This window comes from Pararhizobium sp. LjRoot255 (assembly GCF_964252905.1).
Lineage (GTDB): Bacteria > Pseudomonadota > Alphaproteobacteria > Rhizobiales > Rhizobiaceae > Pararhizobium.
On sequence record NZ_CAXUPQ020000001.1, the window covers coordinates 2697043 to 2713654 of the forward strand.

At 60.4% G+C, this 16612-nt stretch carries 15 protein-coding genes; 9 read left to right on the plus strand and 6 right to left on the minus strand.

Annotation, left to right across the window (positions count from 1 at the left end; translation table 11 throughout):
- Nucleotides 1–2 precede the first annotated feature (2 nt).
- Nucleotides 3–1022 carry a substrate-binding domain-containing protein gene (locus tag ACSQ2W_RS13070; RefSeq protein WP_436086621.1) on the minus strand — a complete coding sequence of 340 codons (1020 nt, stop codon included), beginning with the start codon at nt 1020–1022 and terminating at the stop codon, nt 3–5.
- A 40-nt stretch (nt 1023–1062) separates the two neighbouring features.
- Nucleotides 1063–2103 (minus strand): Lnb N-terminal periplasmic domain-containing protein, encoded by a 1041-nt coding sequence (locus tag ACSQ2W_RS13075; protein ID WP_436086622.1) that lies wholly within the window; start codon nt 2101–2103, stop codon nt 1063–1065.
- Nucleotides 2104–2454: 351 nt separating this feature from the next.
- Between ACSQ2W_RS13075 and ACSQ2W_RS13080 the strand changes: the two genes are divergently transcribed.
- From ACSQ2W_RS13080 to ACSQ2W_RS13115, 8 genes are all read left to right on the plus strand, one after another.
- Nucleotides 2455–3510, plus strand: a complete 1056-nt coding sequence (locus tag ACSQ2W_RS13080) for a dipeptidase (protein WP_436086623.1) — start codon at nt 2455–2457, stop codon at nt 3508–3510.
- Between the two features lie 47 nt (nt 3511–3557).
- On the plus strand, nt 3558–5201 hold the full coding sequence (locus ACSQ2W_RS13085; protein ID WP_436086624.1) for an ABC transporter substrate-binding protein: 1644 nt from the start codon (nt 3558–3560) through the stop codon (nt 5199–5201).
- Between the two features lie 14 nt (nt 5202–5215).
- A complete protein-coding gene (locus ACSQ2W_RS13090) occupies nt 5216–6283 on the plus strand; it encodes an ABC transporter permease (protein WP_436086625.1) in 1068 nt (355 codons plus the stop codon).
- Nucleotides 6280–7212 carry an ABC transporter permease gene (locus ACSQ2W_RS13095; RefSeq protein WP_436086626.1) on the plus strand — a complete coding sequence of 311 codons (933 nt, stop codon included), beginning with the start codon at nt 6280–6282 and terminating at the stop codon, nt 7210–7212. Before ACSQ2W_RS13090 ends, ACSQ2W_RS13095 begins: the two co-directional genes overlap by 4 nt.
- Nucleotides 7209–8042 (plus strand): ABC transporter ATP-binding protein, encoded by an 834-nt coding sequence (locus ACSQ2W_RS13100; RefSeq protein ID WP_436086627.1) that lies wholly within the window; start codon nt 7209–7211, stop codon nt 8040–8042. The genes ACSQ2W_RS13095 and ACSQ2W_RS13100 overlap by 4 nt, the downstream gene beginning before the upstream one ends.
- Nucleotides 8039–8794: an ABC transporter ATP-binding protein gene (locus ACSQ2W_RS13105; RefSeq protein WP_436086628.1), complete on the plus strand. Its 756-nt coding sequence runs from the start codon at nt 8039–8041 to the stop codon at nt 8792–8794. Before ACSQ2W_RS13100 ends, ACSQ2W_RS13105 begins: the two co-directional genes overlap by 4 nt.
- 158 nt (nt 8795–8952) lie before the next feature.
- Complete coding sequence (locus ACSQ2W_RS13110) at nt 8953–10401, plus strand: FAD-binding oxidoreductase (protein WP_436086629.1); 1449 nt, start codon at nt 8953–8955, stop codon at nt 10399–10401.
- A 190-nt stretch (nt 10402–10591) separates the two neighbouring features.
- Entirely contained in the window at nt 10592–11062 is a 471-nt protein-coding gene (locus ACSQ2W_RS13115) for an aminoacyl-tRNA deacylase (RefSeq protein WP_436086630.1), read from the plus strand.
- Nucleotides 11063–11942: 880 nt separating this feature from the next.
- Here the strand turns inward: ACSQ2W_RS13115 and ACSQ2W_RS13120 are convergent.
- From ACSQ2W_RS13120 to ACSQ2W_RS13135, 4 genes are all read right to left on the minus strand, one after another.
- Nucleotides 11943–12335 (minus strand): GFA family protein, encoded by a 393-nt coding sequence (locus ACSQ2W_RS13120; protein ID WP_436086631.1) that lies wholly within the window; start codon nt 12333–12335, stop codon nt 11943–11945.
- Between the two features lie 235 nt (nt 12336–12570).
- The gene (locus ACSQ2W_RS13125) at nt 12571–13041 is read right to left on the minus strand and encodes a cyclophilin-like fold protein (RefSeq protein ID WP_436086632.1); all 471 of its coding nucleotides are present in this window, start codon (nt 13039–13041) and stop codon (nt 12571–12573) included.
- An 11-nt stretch (nt 13042–13052) separates the two neighbouring features.
- Nucleotides 13053–13799 carry an SDR family oxidoreductase gene (locus ACSQ2W_RS13130; RefSeq protein WP_436086633.1) on the minus strand — a complete coding sequence of 249 codons (747 nt, stop codon included), beginning with the start codon at nt 13797–13799 and terminating at the stop codon, nt 13053–13055.
- Nucleotides 13800–13827: 28 nt separating this feature from the next.
- The gene (locus ACSQ2W_RS13135) at nt 13828–15012 is read right to left on the minus strand and encodes an MFS transporter (protein WP_436086634.1); all 1185 of its coding nucleotides are present in this window, start codon (nt 15010–15012) and stop codon (nt 13828–13830) included.
- Between the two features lie 97 nt (nt 15013–15109).
- On the opposite strand from ACSQ2W_RS13135, the gene ACSQ2W_RS13140 reads away from it, so the two are divergent.
- Entirely contained in the window at nt 15110–16006 is an 897-nt protein-coding gene (locus tag ACSQ2W_RS13140) for a LysR family transcriptional regulator (protein ID WP_436086635.1), read from the plus strand.
- The last annotated feature ends 606 nt before the right edge of the window (nt 16007–16612 follow it).

A 16612-nucleotide genomic window follows, 5' to 3' on the forward strand; every position in this document is an offset into this window, starting at 1 on the left:
CGTCAGTCCCGCTTCACAGCGGCCGTCGAGTTGCGGATGACCAGTTCCACCGGCCAGACCTCGCGCAGCGTCTCGGCCGGTGTTCCCTGCAGAAGCTCCAGCACCATTTCGCCGATCCGCGCACCGGCTGCGCGGATCGAGGACCGCGTTGTCGATAGCGTCGGCACGAGGTGGTCGGGGCTGATATAGGGAAAGACGTCGTCATGGGCGATCAGCGAAATGTCCTCGCCGACCTTCATTCCGGCGATCCGGATCGCTCGCATCGCACCGAGCGCCGACATCATCGAGCCGGCAACAACCGCCGTCGGCTTCCGGTCAAGCTTCAGGAAGCCCTGCATCAGCCGGAACCCCATCTCATCGGTGAATTCGCTGTGTCCCGTCAAAGCAGGGTCGATCGCGACGCCGCGCTCGCTCAGAGCGGTCTGGTAGCCCTCCTGCCGGTGTTCGGCGAAAATCCGGCCGCGATAACCGTTGAGCAACGCGATGCGGCGGTGGCCAAGATCGAGCAGATGGCTGGTTGCCTGACGCACCGCGCCGAAATTGTCGATATCCAGCCAGCCGAAATTGCCGCCGGTATTGGTCCGCCCGTGCACGAGGAAGGGCAGGCGCAGAGACGTGAGAAGGGCAATACGCGGATCGTCGAGGAAGGGCGAATGCAGGATGACGGCATCGACGCGTTTACTGGCGGCGAGCCGCCGATAGGTGGCCAGCTCCGCTTCCTGTGAATCGACGGTGGAGACCAGGATGTCGATCTCCTCTTGCTGCAACCGCCCGCCCAGTCCGCCCATGAACTCGCTCGTATGCGGCCCGAACTCGCCACCGCCCTTCAGCACGATGCCGATTGCGCCGACCCGGCCGGTGGCAAGGCCGAGCGCGCTGGTATTCGGCCGGTAGCCATATTCGAGTGCTGCTTTCAGCACACGTTCGCGGGTTGCCTGCTTGACTTCGGGATAACCGCTGAGCGCGCGGCTCACCGTCGTCTGCGAAAGCTCAAGCCGGCTTGCGAACTCCTTGAGGTTCATGTGGGATTCCCTGTTGTCTGCCGTCTTAGTTTAGGCTGCTTTACGGCTGCGTCAAAGGGGTGATGCCCGGCACGCCTTCGCGGATTCGCCGGGAGAAGTCCGGTGCCGTGTCCGCGGCTTGCGCCCGTGCACTGATCGCTCCACCTTCGCGCAACTGCTCAAGCGTGAAGCCTGGCGTGAAGCCGTTGACGTCGACGATATAGGCCGGCAGATAGCCCGAGAACAGCAGCCGGTAGTCAACCGGCAGTCCGGGGACGATGCGGCTGACCATCGCAAAGACGATCGTCGTGCAGTTGGCCGTGATCGTGTTGTAGAAGCGCGGCGTTGCAACCAGGTCATTCGCTTCGTCGACATAGGCCATGAACAGCGAGCGCATCGCCGGTTTGCGCATATTGACGCGGTAGAGATAGACGTCCTCTTTGCGGATATTGGTGCGAACCCGGACGATGTCGCGCTCGTCGGCGGCAATCACGCTGGTCTCGAACTCCTTGAAGAAACCGCCGATCTCCGAAAAGCTCTCATGCTTCCCCTTGCGGATTTCCACCGAAAAGGTGACGAAATTGCCGTCCTCGAAGCCGAAGGAGATCAGCGTATGGGCAATCGCCGGGCTCGACCAGTAAGAGAGAAGCAGATCGACCGAGGCTAGCTTGTCGAGATCGTAGGTGCGGTTTTCCCAACGTACCGTGTAGTCGGTCGATGTCCGCCAGTCGAATTTCCGCACATTGGCGAGCGTCACTTCCGGACCGTTGACCACACCCGCAGTCATCTGCCCGACTTCGTCGGCCCAGTCGCGGTCGTTGCTGGCCGGTATCGAACCCCACCAAAAGAGCAGTGCGGCAATCATCACCGGATAGATCAGAGCGGCAAGCCGCGAGCGCCAGCGCAGATAGGCGACGAGCACTGCCAGCGAGACGACGACCCAGAGGGCAGCTGCTGCGAACCTGACGGGCGAAGCGCCGGGAGCCTGATAGAAAAGGGCGACTGCCCCCCAGGCAGCAAAGCCTAGGATGGCGAGCGTGGACACGGCGCGCACGATGACGCCGAGCAGGTGAAAGCGGGGACGTTCTTGCTGCCCGGTCATCGCGCGCCAGCGATCGCGCGAGGCGGCGCCTTGATATTCCGAAGCTGCAAATCAGCAGTCATCGTTGAAACCCCCGTTTGTGAACAGCAAGCCCATGCCAGATTTTCGAGCAGCATGACACCCTGTTTTGAATTCCTGGTGTTTTTCGGATCTCAAAATTAGCTGTTTCTTGCGTATGGAAATCCGTTTGCTGTGGGGTAAGTCTTTATTCCACAAGCATTTTCAGAATGTTGAATTTTGTCGATGCCACATTGTTATTCGCCGTGCGATTCACTAGCATCATGTTCTTGACCAACTGGACAAAAATGGGCGTCCGCCCATTGGAACATCAGGCAGGACGGGAATTCTTGAATGCAGGCGGTTTTCGACGGGCACAATGACGTGCTGCTGCGGCTTTGGAGCAATGCCAAGAACGGCGCCGATCCGGTTCATGAATTTGTGAACGGAACGGGTGAAGGCCACATCGACGGCCCCCGAGCCAAGCGGGGCGGTCTCGCCGGCGGTCTTTCGGCGATATACATCCCGTCCGATCATCTGGTGCTGAAGACGCCGGACGCGAATGGCCATTACAACACGCCGCTGTCCGAACCGCTGCAGCGGCAGCCCTCTCTCGATATCGCGCTGGAATTCACCGCCATTGCCTTGCGGCTCGATCGCGCCGGCGCCTGGAAGCTCTGCCGTTCGGTCACCGACATCAGGACTGCGATGGCGCAGGGCGTCTTTGCCGCCGTGCTACATATGGAGGGCTGCGAGGCGATTGGAGCGGATCTTGCCGCGCTCGAAACATTCCATGCCGCCGGATTGCGCTCGCTCGGGCCGGTCTGGAGCCGCCACAACGTCTTCGGCCACGGCGTGCCCTTCGCCTTTCCGATGGGACCTGATACCGGACCCGGCCTCACGGATGCCGGTTTCGATCTCGTGCGCGAATGCAACCGCCTTGGTATCCTGGTCGATCTTGCCCACATCACCGAAAAGGGTTTCTGGGATGTGGCCAAAACGACGGACCAGCCGCTGATCGCCAGCCACTCCAACGCGCATTCGCTGACCACGGTCGCCCGCAACCTCACCGACCGGCAACTGGATGCTATCCGCGATAGCAAGGGACTGGTGGGGCTCAACTATGCGACGACGATGCTGCGACCCGACGGCCAGGAGAATGCCAGGACGCCGCTCTCCGACATGGTCCGGCACATCGACTACATGGTCGAGCGCATGGGCATCGATTGCGTGGCGCTCGGATCGGACTTCGACGGTGCGACCATCCCGGAAGAAATCGGCGATGCGGCGGGCAATCAGAGCCTGATTGTTGCCCTCAGGGCTGCCGGATATGGTGATACCGACCTGACGAAATTGTGCCGGGAAAACTGGCTGCGCGTTTTGGCTCAAGCCTGGCACGAAGCCGCTTGAACCGAAAACAAAGGCCCGCATGGGCTCAAAAAAGAGGGAACGGAACCATGATGCACTCACTGAACAAGCATGTCCGAATGTTGACGACCGGTGCGGCCCTGTCGCTGATCCTCATGTCGGGTGCGCCCGCTTTCGCCGAGACGCCGGCCGATACCCTGGTCGAGGGCTGGGCGATGGACGACATCATCACAATGGACCCTGGCGAAGCCTTCGAACTCTCGACGGCGGAAGTCACGGCCAACACTTACAGCTATCTCGTGCGGCTTGACCTCAACGACACCTCCAAGGTCGTCGGTGATCTCGCCGAAAGCTGGACGGTTTCGGATGACGGCCTGACCTATACGTTCAAGCTCAAGCCCGGCCTGAAATTCGCCTCCGGCAACCCCGTTACTGCCGAAGACGTTGCCTATTCCTTCGAGCGCGTTGTGAAGCTCGACAAAAGCCCCGCCTTCATCCTCACCCAGTTCGGCCTGACGGGCGACAACATCACCGAAAAGGCGAAGGCGGCCGACGAAGGCACCTTTGTCTTCACTGTCGACAAGGCCTATGCGCCGAGCTTTGTCTTGAACTGCCTCACCGCGACCGTCGGGTCGGTCGTCGACAAGAAGCTGGTGCTCGAGCATGTCAAGGCCGTCACGCCGTCCGATGAATACAAATACGACAACGATTTCGGCAATGAATGGCTGAAGACCGGCTATGCCGGCTCCGGCGCCTTCAAGATGCGTGAGTGGCGCGCCAACGAAGTGGTCGTGATGGAACGCAACGACAATTATTACGGCGAGAAGGCACCGCTCGCCCGCGTCATTTACCGCCACATGAAGGAAAGCTCCGGCCAGCGCCTCGCGCTCGAAGCCGGCGATATCGACGTGGCGCGCAATCTCGAGCCGGGTGATTTCGACGCAGTGGCAAAGAATGCCGATCTCGCCACCACCAATGCGCCGAAGGGCACCGTTTATTATTTCAGTCTCAACCAGAAGAACCAGAATCTCGCCAAGCCGGAGGTGGCTGAAGCTTTCAAGTATCTGGTCAACTATGACGCGATCGGTTCGACCCTGATCAAGGGCATCGGTGAGATCCACCAGACGTTCCTGCCCAAGGGCGTTCTCGGCGAACTCGATGAGAACCCCTACAAACTCGATGTTGCCAAGGCAAAGGAACTGCTCGCCAAGGCAGGGCTTGCCGATGGCTTCTCGGTGACCATGGACGTACGCAACACGCAGCCGATCACAGGCGTTGCCGAATCCATTCAACAGACGCTGGCACAGGCCAACATCAAGATGGAAATCATTCCCGGCGACGGCAAGCAGACGCTGACCAAGTACCGTGCCCGCACGCACGACATCTATATCGGCCAGTGGGGTCAGGACTATTTCGACCCGAACTCGAATGCCGAGACCTTCACTGTCAATCCGGACAATTCCGACGAGGGAAAGGTGAAGACGCTCGCCTGGCGCAACTCCTGGGACGTTCCGAAGGAATGGACGGAACAGAGCAAGGCGGCCCTGCTTGAGAAAGATGCCGGTAAGCGCGCCGAAATGTACAAGGATCTTCAGAAGAAAGTGCTGGCGAACAGCCCCTTTGTCATCATCTTCCAGCAGATCGAAGTTGCCGGCTATCGCGGCAATCTGAAGGGCTTCAAGCTGGGGCCGAGCTTCGATACCAACTACGTCTTCAACGTTTCCAAGGAATAGACCGGAGACCGCCGGTGACCCTTCCTGAAACCACACAACCGGCCGGGCGCAAACGCGCCCGTGCCCATGGTTGGGCAGGAAACGCGTTGCGTTTCCTGGTCGTCCTCGTCACGACCTATCTCGGCCTGCTGGCCGTGACCTTCTTCATTGGCCGCGTCATCCCGATCGATCCGGTGCTCGCTATTCTCGGCGACCGGGCGCCGGCTCACGTCGTCGAGCGAACCCGAGAACTTCTGGGCTTCAACAAGCCGCTGTACCAGCAGTTCTTCATCTACGTCCGCGACGCTCTGACCGGGAATTTCGGCACCTCGGTCCTGACGACCAATCCCGTCATGACCGATATCCGCCGCGTCTTTCCCGCGACACTGGAACTGGCGACCTTTGGCACCATCATCGGCAGCCTGCTGGGCGTCCCGCTCGGCGTGCTCGCCGCCGTCAAGCGCGGCTCGATCGCCGACCAGATCGTCCGTGTCATCGGCCTTGTCGGTTATTCCGTGCCGATCTTCTGGCTGGCGTTGCTTTCGCTGCTGTTGTTCTATGCCCGGCTGAAATGGGTCGCCTTTCCCGGCCGCATCGACATCGTCTACGAATACAGTTTCACGCCGGTGACCGGGCTTTATCTCATCGATTCCCTTTGGCAGGGGCAGTGGGACGTTTTCCGCGATGTCTTCCGCCACATCATCCTGCCGGCAAGCCTGCTCGGCTATTTCTCGCTTGCCTATATCAGCCGCATGACCCGCAGCTTCATGCTGAATGAACTGGCGCAGGAATATATCGTCGCTGCCCGCGCCAAGGGACTTTCGGAAGCCCGCATCATCTGGGCGCATGCGCTGCGGAACGCCGCGGTACCGCTGGTGACGGTGATTGCACTCTCCTATGCTGGCCTGCTCGAGGGCTCGGTGCTGACGGAAACGGTTTTCGCCTGGCCGGGGCTTGGCCTCTACATCACCAATTCGCTGCAGAACGCCGACATGAACGCCGTGCTCGGCGGCACGATCGTCATCGGTTCGGTGTTCATCGCCATCAACATCCTGTCCGATCTTCTCTACCGGACGCTTGACCCGAGGACGCGTGCGCGATGAGCGAGATCCACCAGTCCATCCCCATGAGTCGCCGTGAATGGCTGATGTCCGACCGGCCGCAATCGCGCCTGCAGGCGCGCCTCGGGCGTGCCTACATGACCTGGCGGCGGTTTTCGGCCAACAGGCTTGCGGTTGCCGGGCTCGGCATCATCCTGTTGCTCATTCTGGTTGCGATCTTCGCCGATGCGCTGGCGCCGCATTCGCCGGTTATCGGCAATCTTGCCGGTGCGCGGCTGCTGCCGCCGGGGAGCGAAGGCTATCTGCTCGGCACCGACGATCAGGGCAGGGACATCCTCTCCCGCCTGCTGCACGGATCGCGACTGACCCTGCTCGTCATTGTTCTCGTTGCGATCATCGCGGCCCCCATCGGTCTGCTGGTCGGAGCCGTCTCCGGTTATGCCGGCGGCTGGGTCGATGCGGTGTTGATGCGGATCACCGATATCTTCCTTGCGTTTCCGAAGCTGGTTCTGGCGCTTGCTTTCGTCGCCGCCATGGGACCGGGCATCCAGAACGCCATCATCGCGATCGCCATCACCTCCTGGCCGCCTTATGCCCGCATCGCCCGAGCCGAGACTCTGACGGTGCGCAACTCCGATTACATCGCCGCCGTCCGGCTGATGGGCGCATCGCCCTTCCGTGTCGTGCTGCGCCACGTCATGCCGATGTGCGTGTCGTCGCTGATCGTCCGCGTCACCCTCGATATGGCCGGCATCATCCTGACGGCTGCCGGCTTGGGCTTCCTCGGCCTCGGCGCCCAACCGCCACTGCCGGAATGGGGCGCGATGATCGCGGCGGGCCGCCGCTTCATCCTCGACCAGTGGTGGGTCGCAACCATGCCCGGCATCGCCATCCTTATTGTCAGCCTCGGTTTCAACCTGCTCGGCGACGGTCTGCGCGATGCGCTCGATCCGAGGGAGAGCGGCCAATGAACCCGATGTTGACGGTCGATGATCTGAGGGTTTCGTTTCCCACCCGCACCGGCCTGATCGAGGCGGTGCGCGGCGTCTCCTTTACGCTCGGCCGCGAGCGGTTGGGTATCGTCGGCGAAAGCGGATCGGGCAAGTCGCAGACGGGCAGGGCGATCATGGGGCTTACGCCAGCGCATGCCCGCATTTCAGCGAAGACGCTCGACTTTGACGGCACCGACCTGTTGACCGCACCGGCGAAAGTCCGGCGCAGCCTTCGCGGCAGCCGTATCGCGATGATCCTGCAGGACCCGAAGTACTCGCTGAACCCCGTCATGAGCATCGGCCGCCAGATCGTCGAGACGCTGCGCACGCACGAGAATGTCAGCAGACGCGAGGCTCGTGATCGCGCCATCGCCATGCTCGAGGCTGTGCAGATCCGCGATGCGGCGCGCGTCTTCGACCTGCACCCGCACGAGGTGTCCGGCGGCATGGGCCAGCGTGCCATGATCGCCATGATGCTGATCGCCGGTCCCGAACTGCTGATCGCCGACGAGCCGACCTCGGCGCTCGACGTGACGGTCCAGCTCGACGTGCTCGGCATCCTTGACAAGCTGGTTGCCGAGCGCGGCATGGGGCTGATCTTCATCTCCCATGATCTTCGGCTCGTCTCCTCCTTCTGCGACCGGGTCATCGTCATGTATGCCGGCCGGATCGTCGAGGAGATCGCGGCCTCGGAACTGGCGCACGCCAGGCACCCCTATACGCAGGGCCTTCTCAACTGCATGCCGACGCTCGGGACGGACCGGCATCCGCTTCCAGTGCTTGACCGCAAACCGGAGTGGGCAGCATGAGGGCGGCGATTGCGGCGGAGAACATGACTGTCGCCTACGACGATTTCCTGGCGCTCGACAATGTCAGCATTGACGTTGCGCCAGGCGAATCCTTTGGGCTTGTCGGCGAATCCGGCTCGGGAAAATCGACGCTGCTGCGTGCCATTGCCGGACTTGCGCCGGTGGCCAACGGCAGGATTGCGCTCGACGGCAAAACTCTTGATGCGCGCGACAAGGCTTTCTATCGCCGGGTGCAGATGGTCTTTCAGGATCCCTACGGCTCGTTGCACCCTCGCCAGACCATCGATCGCCTGCTGCAGGAACCGCTCGCCATCCACGGTATAAAAGATGCCGAACGCCGTATACTGCGCGCGCTCGACGAAGTCGGCCTCGGCTCGTCCTTCCGTTTCCGTTATTCGCACCAGCTCTCCGGCGGCCAGCGCCAGCGCATCGCCATTGCCCGTGCGCTGATCATCGAACCTGAGATCATGCTGCTCGACGAGCCGACCTCGGCGCTGGATGCCTCGGTGCAGGCCGAAGTCCTCAACCTGCTGGAACAGGTCCGGCGCGACCGGAAGCTCACCTACATCATGGTCAGCCACGATCTCGGCGTCGTCACCCATATGTGCGAGCGCCTGGCTGTGATGAAATCGGGCAAAATCGTCGAGCGACTGTCATCTCCCGACCTCATCGCGGGGCGCATCAGCGAGAGCTATACGAAGAACCTGATGGTTGCGAGCAGGGGGTTTGTGCGGACAGCGGCCTCGGCCTGAGTTCGGCGGGGCGGTCGCGGGAGGCTCAAAAACAGCACCGGCGCCCGCAGCTTGTCTCGGTCGGCCGCCCGACATCGGCAGAACCGCGCCTTGTAGTGTGTATTAGAAAGGCGCAATATTCCCGGGCTGGGGCATGGTTCACATGGGAGGAGCGAATCATGAACGATATGAGCCTCATGAATCTGCAGGCAGGAAAGACTTGGATTGGTGCCGCGGCCATCGAGGCATTTGCCGCACGGTTGCGCGGCAAGGTGCTGGACGTCAGCGATGCCGCCTATGACGAGGCGCGGACGATCTGGAATGCGATGATTGATCGCAGGCCGGCGCTGATCGTGCAGTGTGCCGGGGCGGCCGACGTGGTCAACGCGGTGCGATTTGCAAGCGATAACAAGCTGCTCGTCTCGGTGCGCGGTGGCGGACACAACATTGCCGGCAATGCGGTCTGTGACGGCGGTTTGATGATCGACCTGTCGCCGATGAGATCGGTGCGTGTCGATGTCGCCGCCAAACGTGCCTGGATCGAACCGGGCGCGACGCTCGCCGACGTCGACAAGGAAACCCAGTCTTTCGGGCTGGCGCTGCCGACCGGCATCAACTCGACGACCGGCATTGCCGGGCTGACACTTGGCGGCGGCTTTGGCTGGATCACGCGCAAGTTCGGGCTGACGATCGACAATCTCATTTGCGCGGATGTCGTGACGGCGAATGGCGAATTGGTGCGCGCAAGCCAGACGCAAAACAGCGATCTGTTCTGGGCGCTCCGGGGCGGGGGCGGCAATTTCGGCATCGTCACGGCCTTCGAGTTTCAGCTTCACGAACTCGGCCCACAGGTCCTCTCCGGCCTCGTGGTGCATCCTATCGCCGATGCGAAGGCCGTTCTTGAGCAGTATCGGCAAGCGCTCGAAACGGCGCCGGACGAGCTGACCTGCTGGGTCGTGATGCGACAGGCGCCGCCACTGCCGTTCCTTCCGCAGGAGTGGCATGGCAAGGAAATCTTGGTCCTCGCCATGTGCTGGTGTGGCGATCTTGAGGCCGGCGAGACGGCGACCCAGCGCTTGCGCTCGATTGGCAAGCCGATCGCCGATGTCGTCGGACCCAATCCGTTTGCCGGCTGGCAGCAGGCCTTCGATCCGCTGCTGACGCCCGGCGCGCGCAACTACTGGAAAAGCCACGACTTCATCGCGCTTTCGGACCCCGCGATCGAGGTCCTGCTCGATGCGATCGGCAAGCTGCCTGGACCGGAATGCGAGGTCTTCCTCGCTCACCTCGGGGGCGCCGCCGGCCGCGTCGCCGCCAGTGCGACAGCCTTTCCGCAGCGGAATTCGCATTTCGTCATGAATGTTCATGCGCGCTGGCGCGAGGCCGGAATGGATCAGGCCTGCATGGGCTGGGCGCGCCAACTGTTTGAGGCGGCAAAGCCTTATTCGGCGGGAACCGCCTATATCAACTTCATGCCCGAAGACGAGCCCGACCGCGTCGAGGCGGCCTATGGCGGCAACTACCGACGGCTTGCCGAGATCAAGCGACAGTACGATCCGCAAAACCTGTTCCGCATGAACCAGAATGTCAGGCCGGTGGAGGCGGATGATGTGAGCCCGAACAACTGACGATGCATAATACCGGCAGACCGGGAGATGATCGGTCGCCGTAATGGCGATCTCCCCGTGATAGCAAATCGATGGGCAGTCGAACCGGCCGCCGCTTGCGTTCGCGGCGGTCCATTCATCGTTGACTTCGCGGGTGATGAGAGGAAAATGTTCTTTTATGCGTCAGCACGCAACATGAGAGGTACCTACGATGACGATCGCAAGGAAACTTCAGGACTATATCGACGGTGAGGGTATCGCCTATGACACCGTCGCTCATCACCGCACGGCGACAACCAGCCAGACCGCACAAGCGGCCCATGTTCCCGGCAACAGTCTGGCCAAATCCGTGGTCGTACATCACGAAATGGGGTACGTCCTCGCCGTCGTGCCGAGCAACCACCGGATCGAGCTCTCCACATTGCAGGATGTGATGAACAAGCGTCTGGGTCTCGCCTCCGAGGACGAGGTCAGCTCGCTTTTCGCCGATTGCGACATTGGGGCGGTGCCGCCCATCGGATCGGCCTACGACGTGCCGGTGATCCTCGACGAAAGCCTCGGCAACGCCAGCGACGTCTATTTCGAGGGCGGTGATCACAAGACATTGGTGCATATGAGCGGATCAAACTTCCGCAGCCTGATGAAGGATGCGCAGGTCGCCCGCTTCAGTCACGTGGCTTAAACGGGACGAGCCCCGGGGCGCGCGCGCCCCGCTTTGGCCGGCGCGGAGTTGATGCCTGCGGCGGGGCCCGGCCGTGCGCGAGTTCATGGGCTGAAGAGGCACCGGCCGCCGCGCTTGGGCTCTGGAGCGTTTTCGACCATTGATTTTGTTAGGTGGAGGATTCACGGCGCCTTATCTGGCGCCGTATCCTGAAGTGGCGCGCGCCGGGCCAAATTCTTGTGCAGACCAATCGGATCGGGTTCGAGGACCGTCAATCGGCTGGAAGGAATAACGCGCGCGGGTATCGGCGGGAGACTTCGCTCGCCTCGGCTCAAATTCCGACGATTCCAATTATCGGCGGCACGAAGTCCGGAAACCCAAGCCTCGGATAATCACAGCGCCTGTCGAACTTGGAGATCGATTGGGTGCGCGTGCAAGTTGGATCGGTCTTGTAGGCATATCCAGGCAAGTTGACGTACCGACTATGTGGGGTGCACGTCATTATTGCGACTCCGATGAGCAATGCCGCATAGGACTTCATGATCGCGCCTCGTAAGCAAGCAAACTTACACCAATCACTGGAATCGGTTTGTGCGTCGTCGTGATGAAAAGCGTTCACGCTGAGATGCAAGCGCCTCGCGGTTGACCTCGGCGTCCGTGCAAATATCTCATAAACAGAGGGCGAAAACTATTCACACCAAGGGATGAGGGCCGTCTTCAAGTTAGGCATGAGGCAGGAAGAGTGGCAGGCAAAGGTCGGCGCTATCGTCGTTTTGACAACCGATCGCTGCCGGTCGGCGGATATCCCTTGCCAGGCGCACCCTACATCCGCCATTTTGACGTCTGATGTAGCATACATCTCTGTCACCTTGTAACGGCGCCTTCGCACCGTTTGTGCGACCTACTCCTCAAAGCGGCTCGTGGCGTCACGATCGCGGTCATATCGTCTCGTGAGCGGAAACGGCGGCAACCAGGACTCGCGGCGGACGATCCAGCTTTCGTAGGTTGGCATCAGTTGGTCAGGAGCATCCAGGGATCCTAGGTTCACTTCGATTTCGTCTGCGGTGCGTGCGAAAACGGACGAGCCGCAGCGGGGACAGAAAAACCGCCCAGCGTAGTCGCGTGTTTCGCCATCGATCGTCACCGCATCCTGAGGGAACACCGCGGAAGCGTGAAAAAGGGCCCCATGGTGCTTGCGGCAGTCGAGGCAGTGACAAAGGCCGACCCGGTATGGGTGTCCCGACGCCACAATTCGGACGTTGCCGCACAGGCAACCGCCCGTGAATCGGTCCATGCTGCGTCTCCTCTAAAATCATGCGGGCGGAATGTTTACAACGAACAGCACTGTCACCGCAATTGCCCGCCAACGTGCCCATCTGCACAAAATGGGGTGCGGAAGCGGCGCAAAGTCGGCTATACTATTGATTTCTATTGGAAAAAATGATCGAGGTCGCCACATAAGGACGGATTCAGCAGTACTGAATTGATTCATCGGGTCTGGTCCTTTCGCGGGTGGGAAGAGGTTGTCGTCATATCCGCTCGATGAGAACCGGATATTCGCCGCGCACGAGGAGCGGATCGAAGCTGTTTTCAAAGCGGCCAAGCCGGATGAGACCGTCCCACTTGTAGTGCGCGTAGAACAAAGCGAGGTTGCCCCACGGCTTGAAGTAGCAGAGATCGCCGGGCCGTTCGTTGCTGAACGGCCCACTTCCGTCCTCGGTGAGTTTTCGGGGAAGGCGGACAATCTTTTCGTTTCTCCCGTAGTCCTCAATCTTGAGGCTTAGAGGAAGCATGGCGGCGAGGTCGCGTGCCGACGGATTGTCGTAAAGCGTTGCCGTGAGCACGAGATCGTTGAAGGTTAACTTGATCCTGACATCGGTCGGCTCCTGACTGTTCGGATCGCGTCCCTGTTGCGCCATGGCAGCATAGGGCATGGCCGCGGTCGCCATGGCTCCGCCCAGAACCTGTCGTCGGCTAAGAAAGAAAGATCTCGAAAACATGGCCGTTCCCGTCAGACAGGCTGTGCGGTGGGCCGGAACAGGATTTCGTTGATATCGACATCATCGGGCTCGTTGATAGCGAAGGCCACCGCACGTGCAAACGTTTCCGGACCCACAGCAATCTTGCTGACGAACTCTTTCGTGCCCGCCTGGATATCTTTTTCGCTGATATGCTCTAGGAGCTCGGTACTCACCGCACCGGGAGAGATGATCGTCGTGCGGATGTTGTACGGCTTTACTTCCTTGCGCAGGCCCTCGGAGAGCGCTCGAACGGCATGCTTTGTGGCGCAGTAGACAGTCGCACCGGGATCCACCACATGACCGTAGACCGACGAGACGTTGATGATGTGCCCGGATTTCTGGGTTTTCATATGGGGGAGGGCGGCGGCGACCCCGTGAAGCACGCCCTTGATGTTAACGTCGATCATGCGGTCCCACTCATCGATCTTGAGACGTTCGAGTGGAGCAAGCGGCATAAGGCCCGCATTGTTCAACATCACGTCGATCCGGCCAAACCTTTGTACGGCGGTATCAACGAGGTTCTTGACCTGGTCGCGGTTCGTCACGTCTGTCTTGATGGCGACTACGCTATATCCCTTCGAGGTGAGCTCTGCCGCAAGTGCATCAATGCGATCACCTCTGCGAGCGCCGAGAACAACCAACGCTCCGCGCTCGGCCAGGTGGCGGGCCGTAGCTTCGCCCAGCCCACTGCTGGCACCGGTTATGACGACGACCTTGTTTTCGATTCCCTGCGACATGACGGTCTCCATTGATTTGTGAGAAGTTTCAGATGCGGGGCCGGGCCAGGGCGGCAAGAGCCGCGGATCCGACGAGCAAGATTGCGGCGAGGATGAACGCGCTCCACCATCCGATAGTGTCGAATAATACGCCTCCAGCAGACGCGCCGCCAGCGATTGCGAGCTGGATGAGGGCGACCTGCAATCCGCCTCCTGCCTCAAGATCGCTCGGGATGATCCTGGTCATCCACGTGTTCCAAACCACAGGGATGGGTGTGGAAAACACTCCCCACAGGATGAGCAATGCGGCGGTGATGCCTTTGAATGGGCCGACGACGATCAAAAGGAGAGCAATGATCGCAAGTAGGCTCGGAAGTCCGATGAGAGCGGCGTTGAGGTGTCGACGAAGCACCAAGCCGATGGCGAACGTCCCCACCAGCCCTCCTACGCCCAGGCCCAGCAGGACCATGGACAGCGAGTTGAGTTCGAGGGCGGTCACGCTTTCCATGAACGGCCGAAGGTAGATCGACAGAGAGTTCATGCCGATAAAAGCAAGCGCTGTGGCTCCCATCCCAATGGCAAAGGTGCGGTTTCGCAGCAATCCGAACATGTTCACAACGGATATGGCTGCCACAGGGGGCATCTTCGGCAGGACTGCCATTTGCCATATAAGTGCCGACAGGCCGAGCGGAACAGTGATGAGGAAGGTGCCTCGCCAGCCGATCAGACCGCCGAGAAAACTCCCCAGCGGAGCGGCCGTAACAATCGCCATCGCCGTTCCGCCTTGAAGCAGGGCAATTGCCTTCGGAAGATCTCCCCCCGAAGCGAGACGCGCTAGAATCGCAGTCGAAAGGGACCAGAAGCCTCCTATGGCGACGCCGACCAGTGCCCGGCCGAGCAGGAAGATGAGATAGGTGGGCGCAAGCGCCACGGCCAGGCTCGAAGCGGTTAGAACTGCCGTGTAGAGCAGGACGACTGTTTTCCGGTCCAATGTGCTCAACAGTTTGTTGCCGAACAGACTGGTGAAGACCGCGAAGAACCCTGATACCGCGATCGCCAGTCCAGCCTGGCCTTCGGTGATGGACAGGTCTTGGGCAATCGGGGTCAAAAGGCTGACTGGCATGAACTCTAGCCCAACCAGAAGAAACGTCAGGAGCGACAAGCAAGCTACGGCACTCCACGGTGTCGTCTCCTGCTCCGCCTCGAAGCTTTCGTTCAACGTCAGTTCGGTCATCGTCGTTCGCTCTCTTTTCGTCACGCTTTAGATAACCGGGTTGCGGTTGATCCACTAGGAGGCATAGTCTGCACGCCGTGGTGAAGGAGATTCAACAATGAGGCGGGATGAATTTACAGAGATGAGGGCTTTCCTTGAGGTGGCACGCGAGCGCAGCTTCACGCGTGCGGCCGCGAAGCTCGGGGTGACCCGCTCGGCACTTAGCCACACAATCCGAACGCTGGAGGAACGGCTCGGAATCCGTCTCCTTTCGCGCACGACCCGAGACGTGGCTCCGACTGCTGTCGGAGATCGGCTGGTGCAAAGTATAGAACACCACTTCGAGGGCATCACCGCCGAGATCGCGGCGTTGAAAGCGATGAGCGACAAGCCTTCCGGCCATGTTCGGATTGTCTGTCCCGACGACGCCGTGGATTTGGTTTTCCGGGCCAGGCTTCCGGCATTCCTCCGGGAGTACGCCGACATCACTGTCGAGCTCATTGTTGATAACGGATTCACCAATATCGTTGAGCGCCAATTCGATGCCGGCGTTCGACTGGGTGAGGCGATTGCCCGCGACATGGTGGCTGTCCGCCTCGGTCCTGACGTATCCTACTGCGTGGTCGGCTCGCCCGAATATTTTGAACGGCGTGCTGCTCCGGAAAGCCCTCAGGCCCTCGCCGAGCATAACTGCGTGAACTTGCGCCTGCCGACATCAGGTGGGCTTTACGCCTGGGAGTTCGAGAAGGATGGGCGTGAGTTCAGCGTCCGTGTCGACGGTCAGCTGGTCTACAGCAATATCGGATCCGCGATCGATGCAGCAGTCGATGGGGTGGGGCTTGCATACGCTCCGAAAGACCTTGTTCGCCGGCAACTGGAGGAAGGCAGGCTAAAGGAGGTTCTTCAGGAATGGTGTCCGACGTTTCAGGGCTACCATCTGTACTATCCCAGCCGCCGCAATCATTCCTCGGCATTCGCCGCCTTCGTCGAAGCGTTTAGGTATCGTAGCGCGTAGGGACCATGATGGCACAGGTAGGCTGTCGCCAGAGGGTGCGGTTCCTATTGGATTGCCCGCGTAGGGCTGGCCCTCGCGCAATCTTCGCCAACTTGCGTCTGAGGGCCGAAGGACTTCGTCACGGCGACTGTACATTATGAAGATTCGTCGCGGTGCAGGCAAAAATTCAATCCTTGCATGATGCACCGCGCGGGCCGCGAGATACTCATCTGCACCGATCAGAGATCGTAGGGCTGTGTTCGAAGGACTCGCAAGTAATGGTTGGGTGGCAAATCAATCTTGCCCGGAAGAGGACGTAGGTTGCTAGAAGTGTGCGCCCAAGGGCCCTGCCGTCGGCGGCATAAAAGCGCCTACAAACTGCCAGTCCGCGTTTATGCCGTCAGAATCCGCGCTTAGCGGTATCCAGCCCGCACTTATGGGTGGTGTAGAATGAAGAAAAATTCTCGCTCGCCACGTAAACCTGGATTCAGGCTAACTGTTTTCATTGATAAAAACTGACGCTGATGTCGAATTAGATTAGTTTGTGCCAGTGAATTTGGTTGAGAGAACGTTGTTCGAGGCCGCGCTTAGTTGCCTGCCTTTCTGACTGGAAAAGCGACGCGTCGC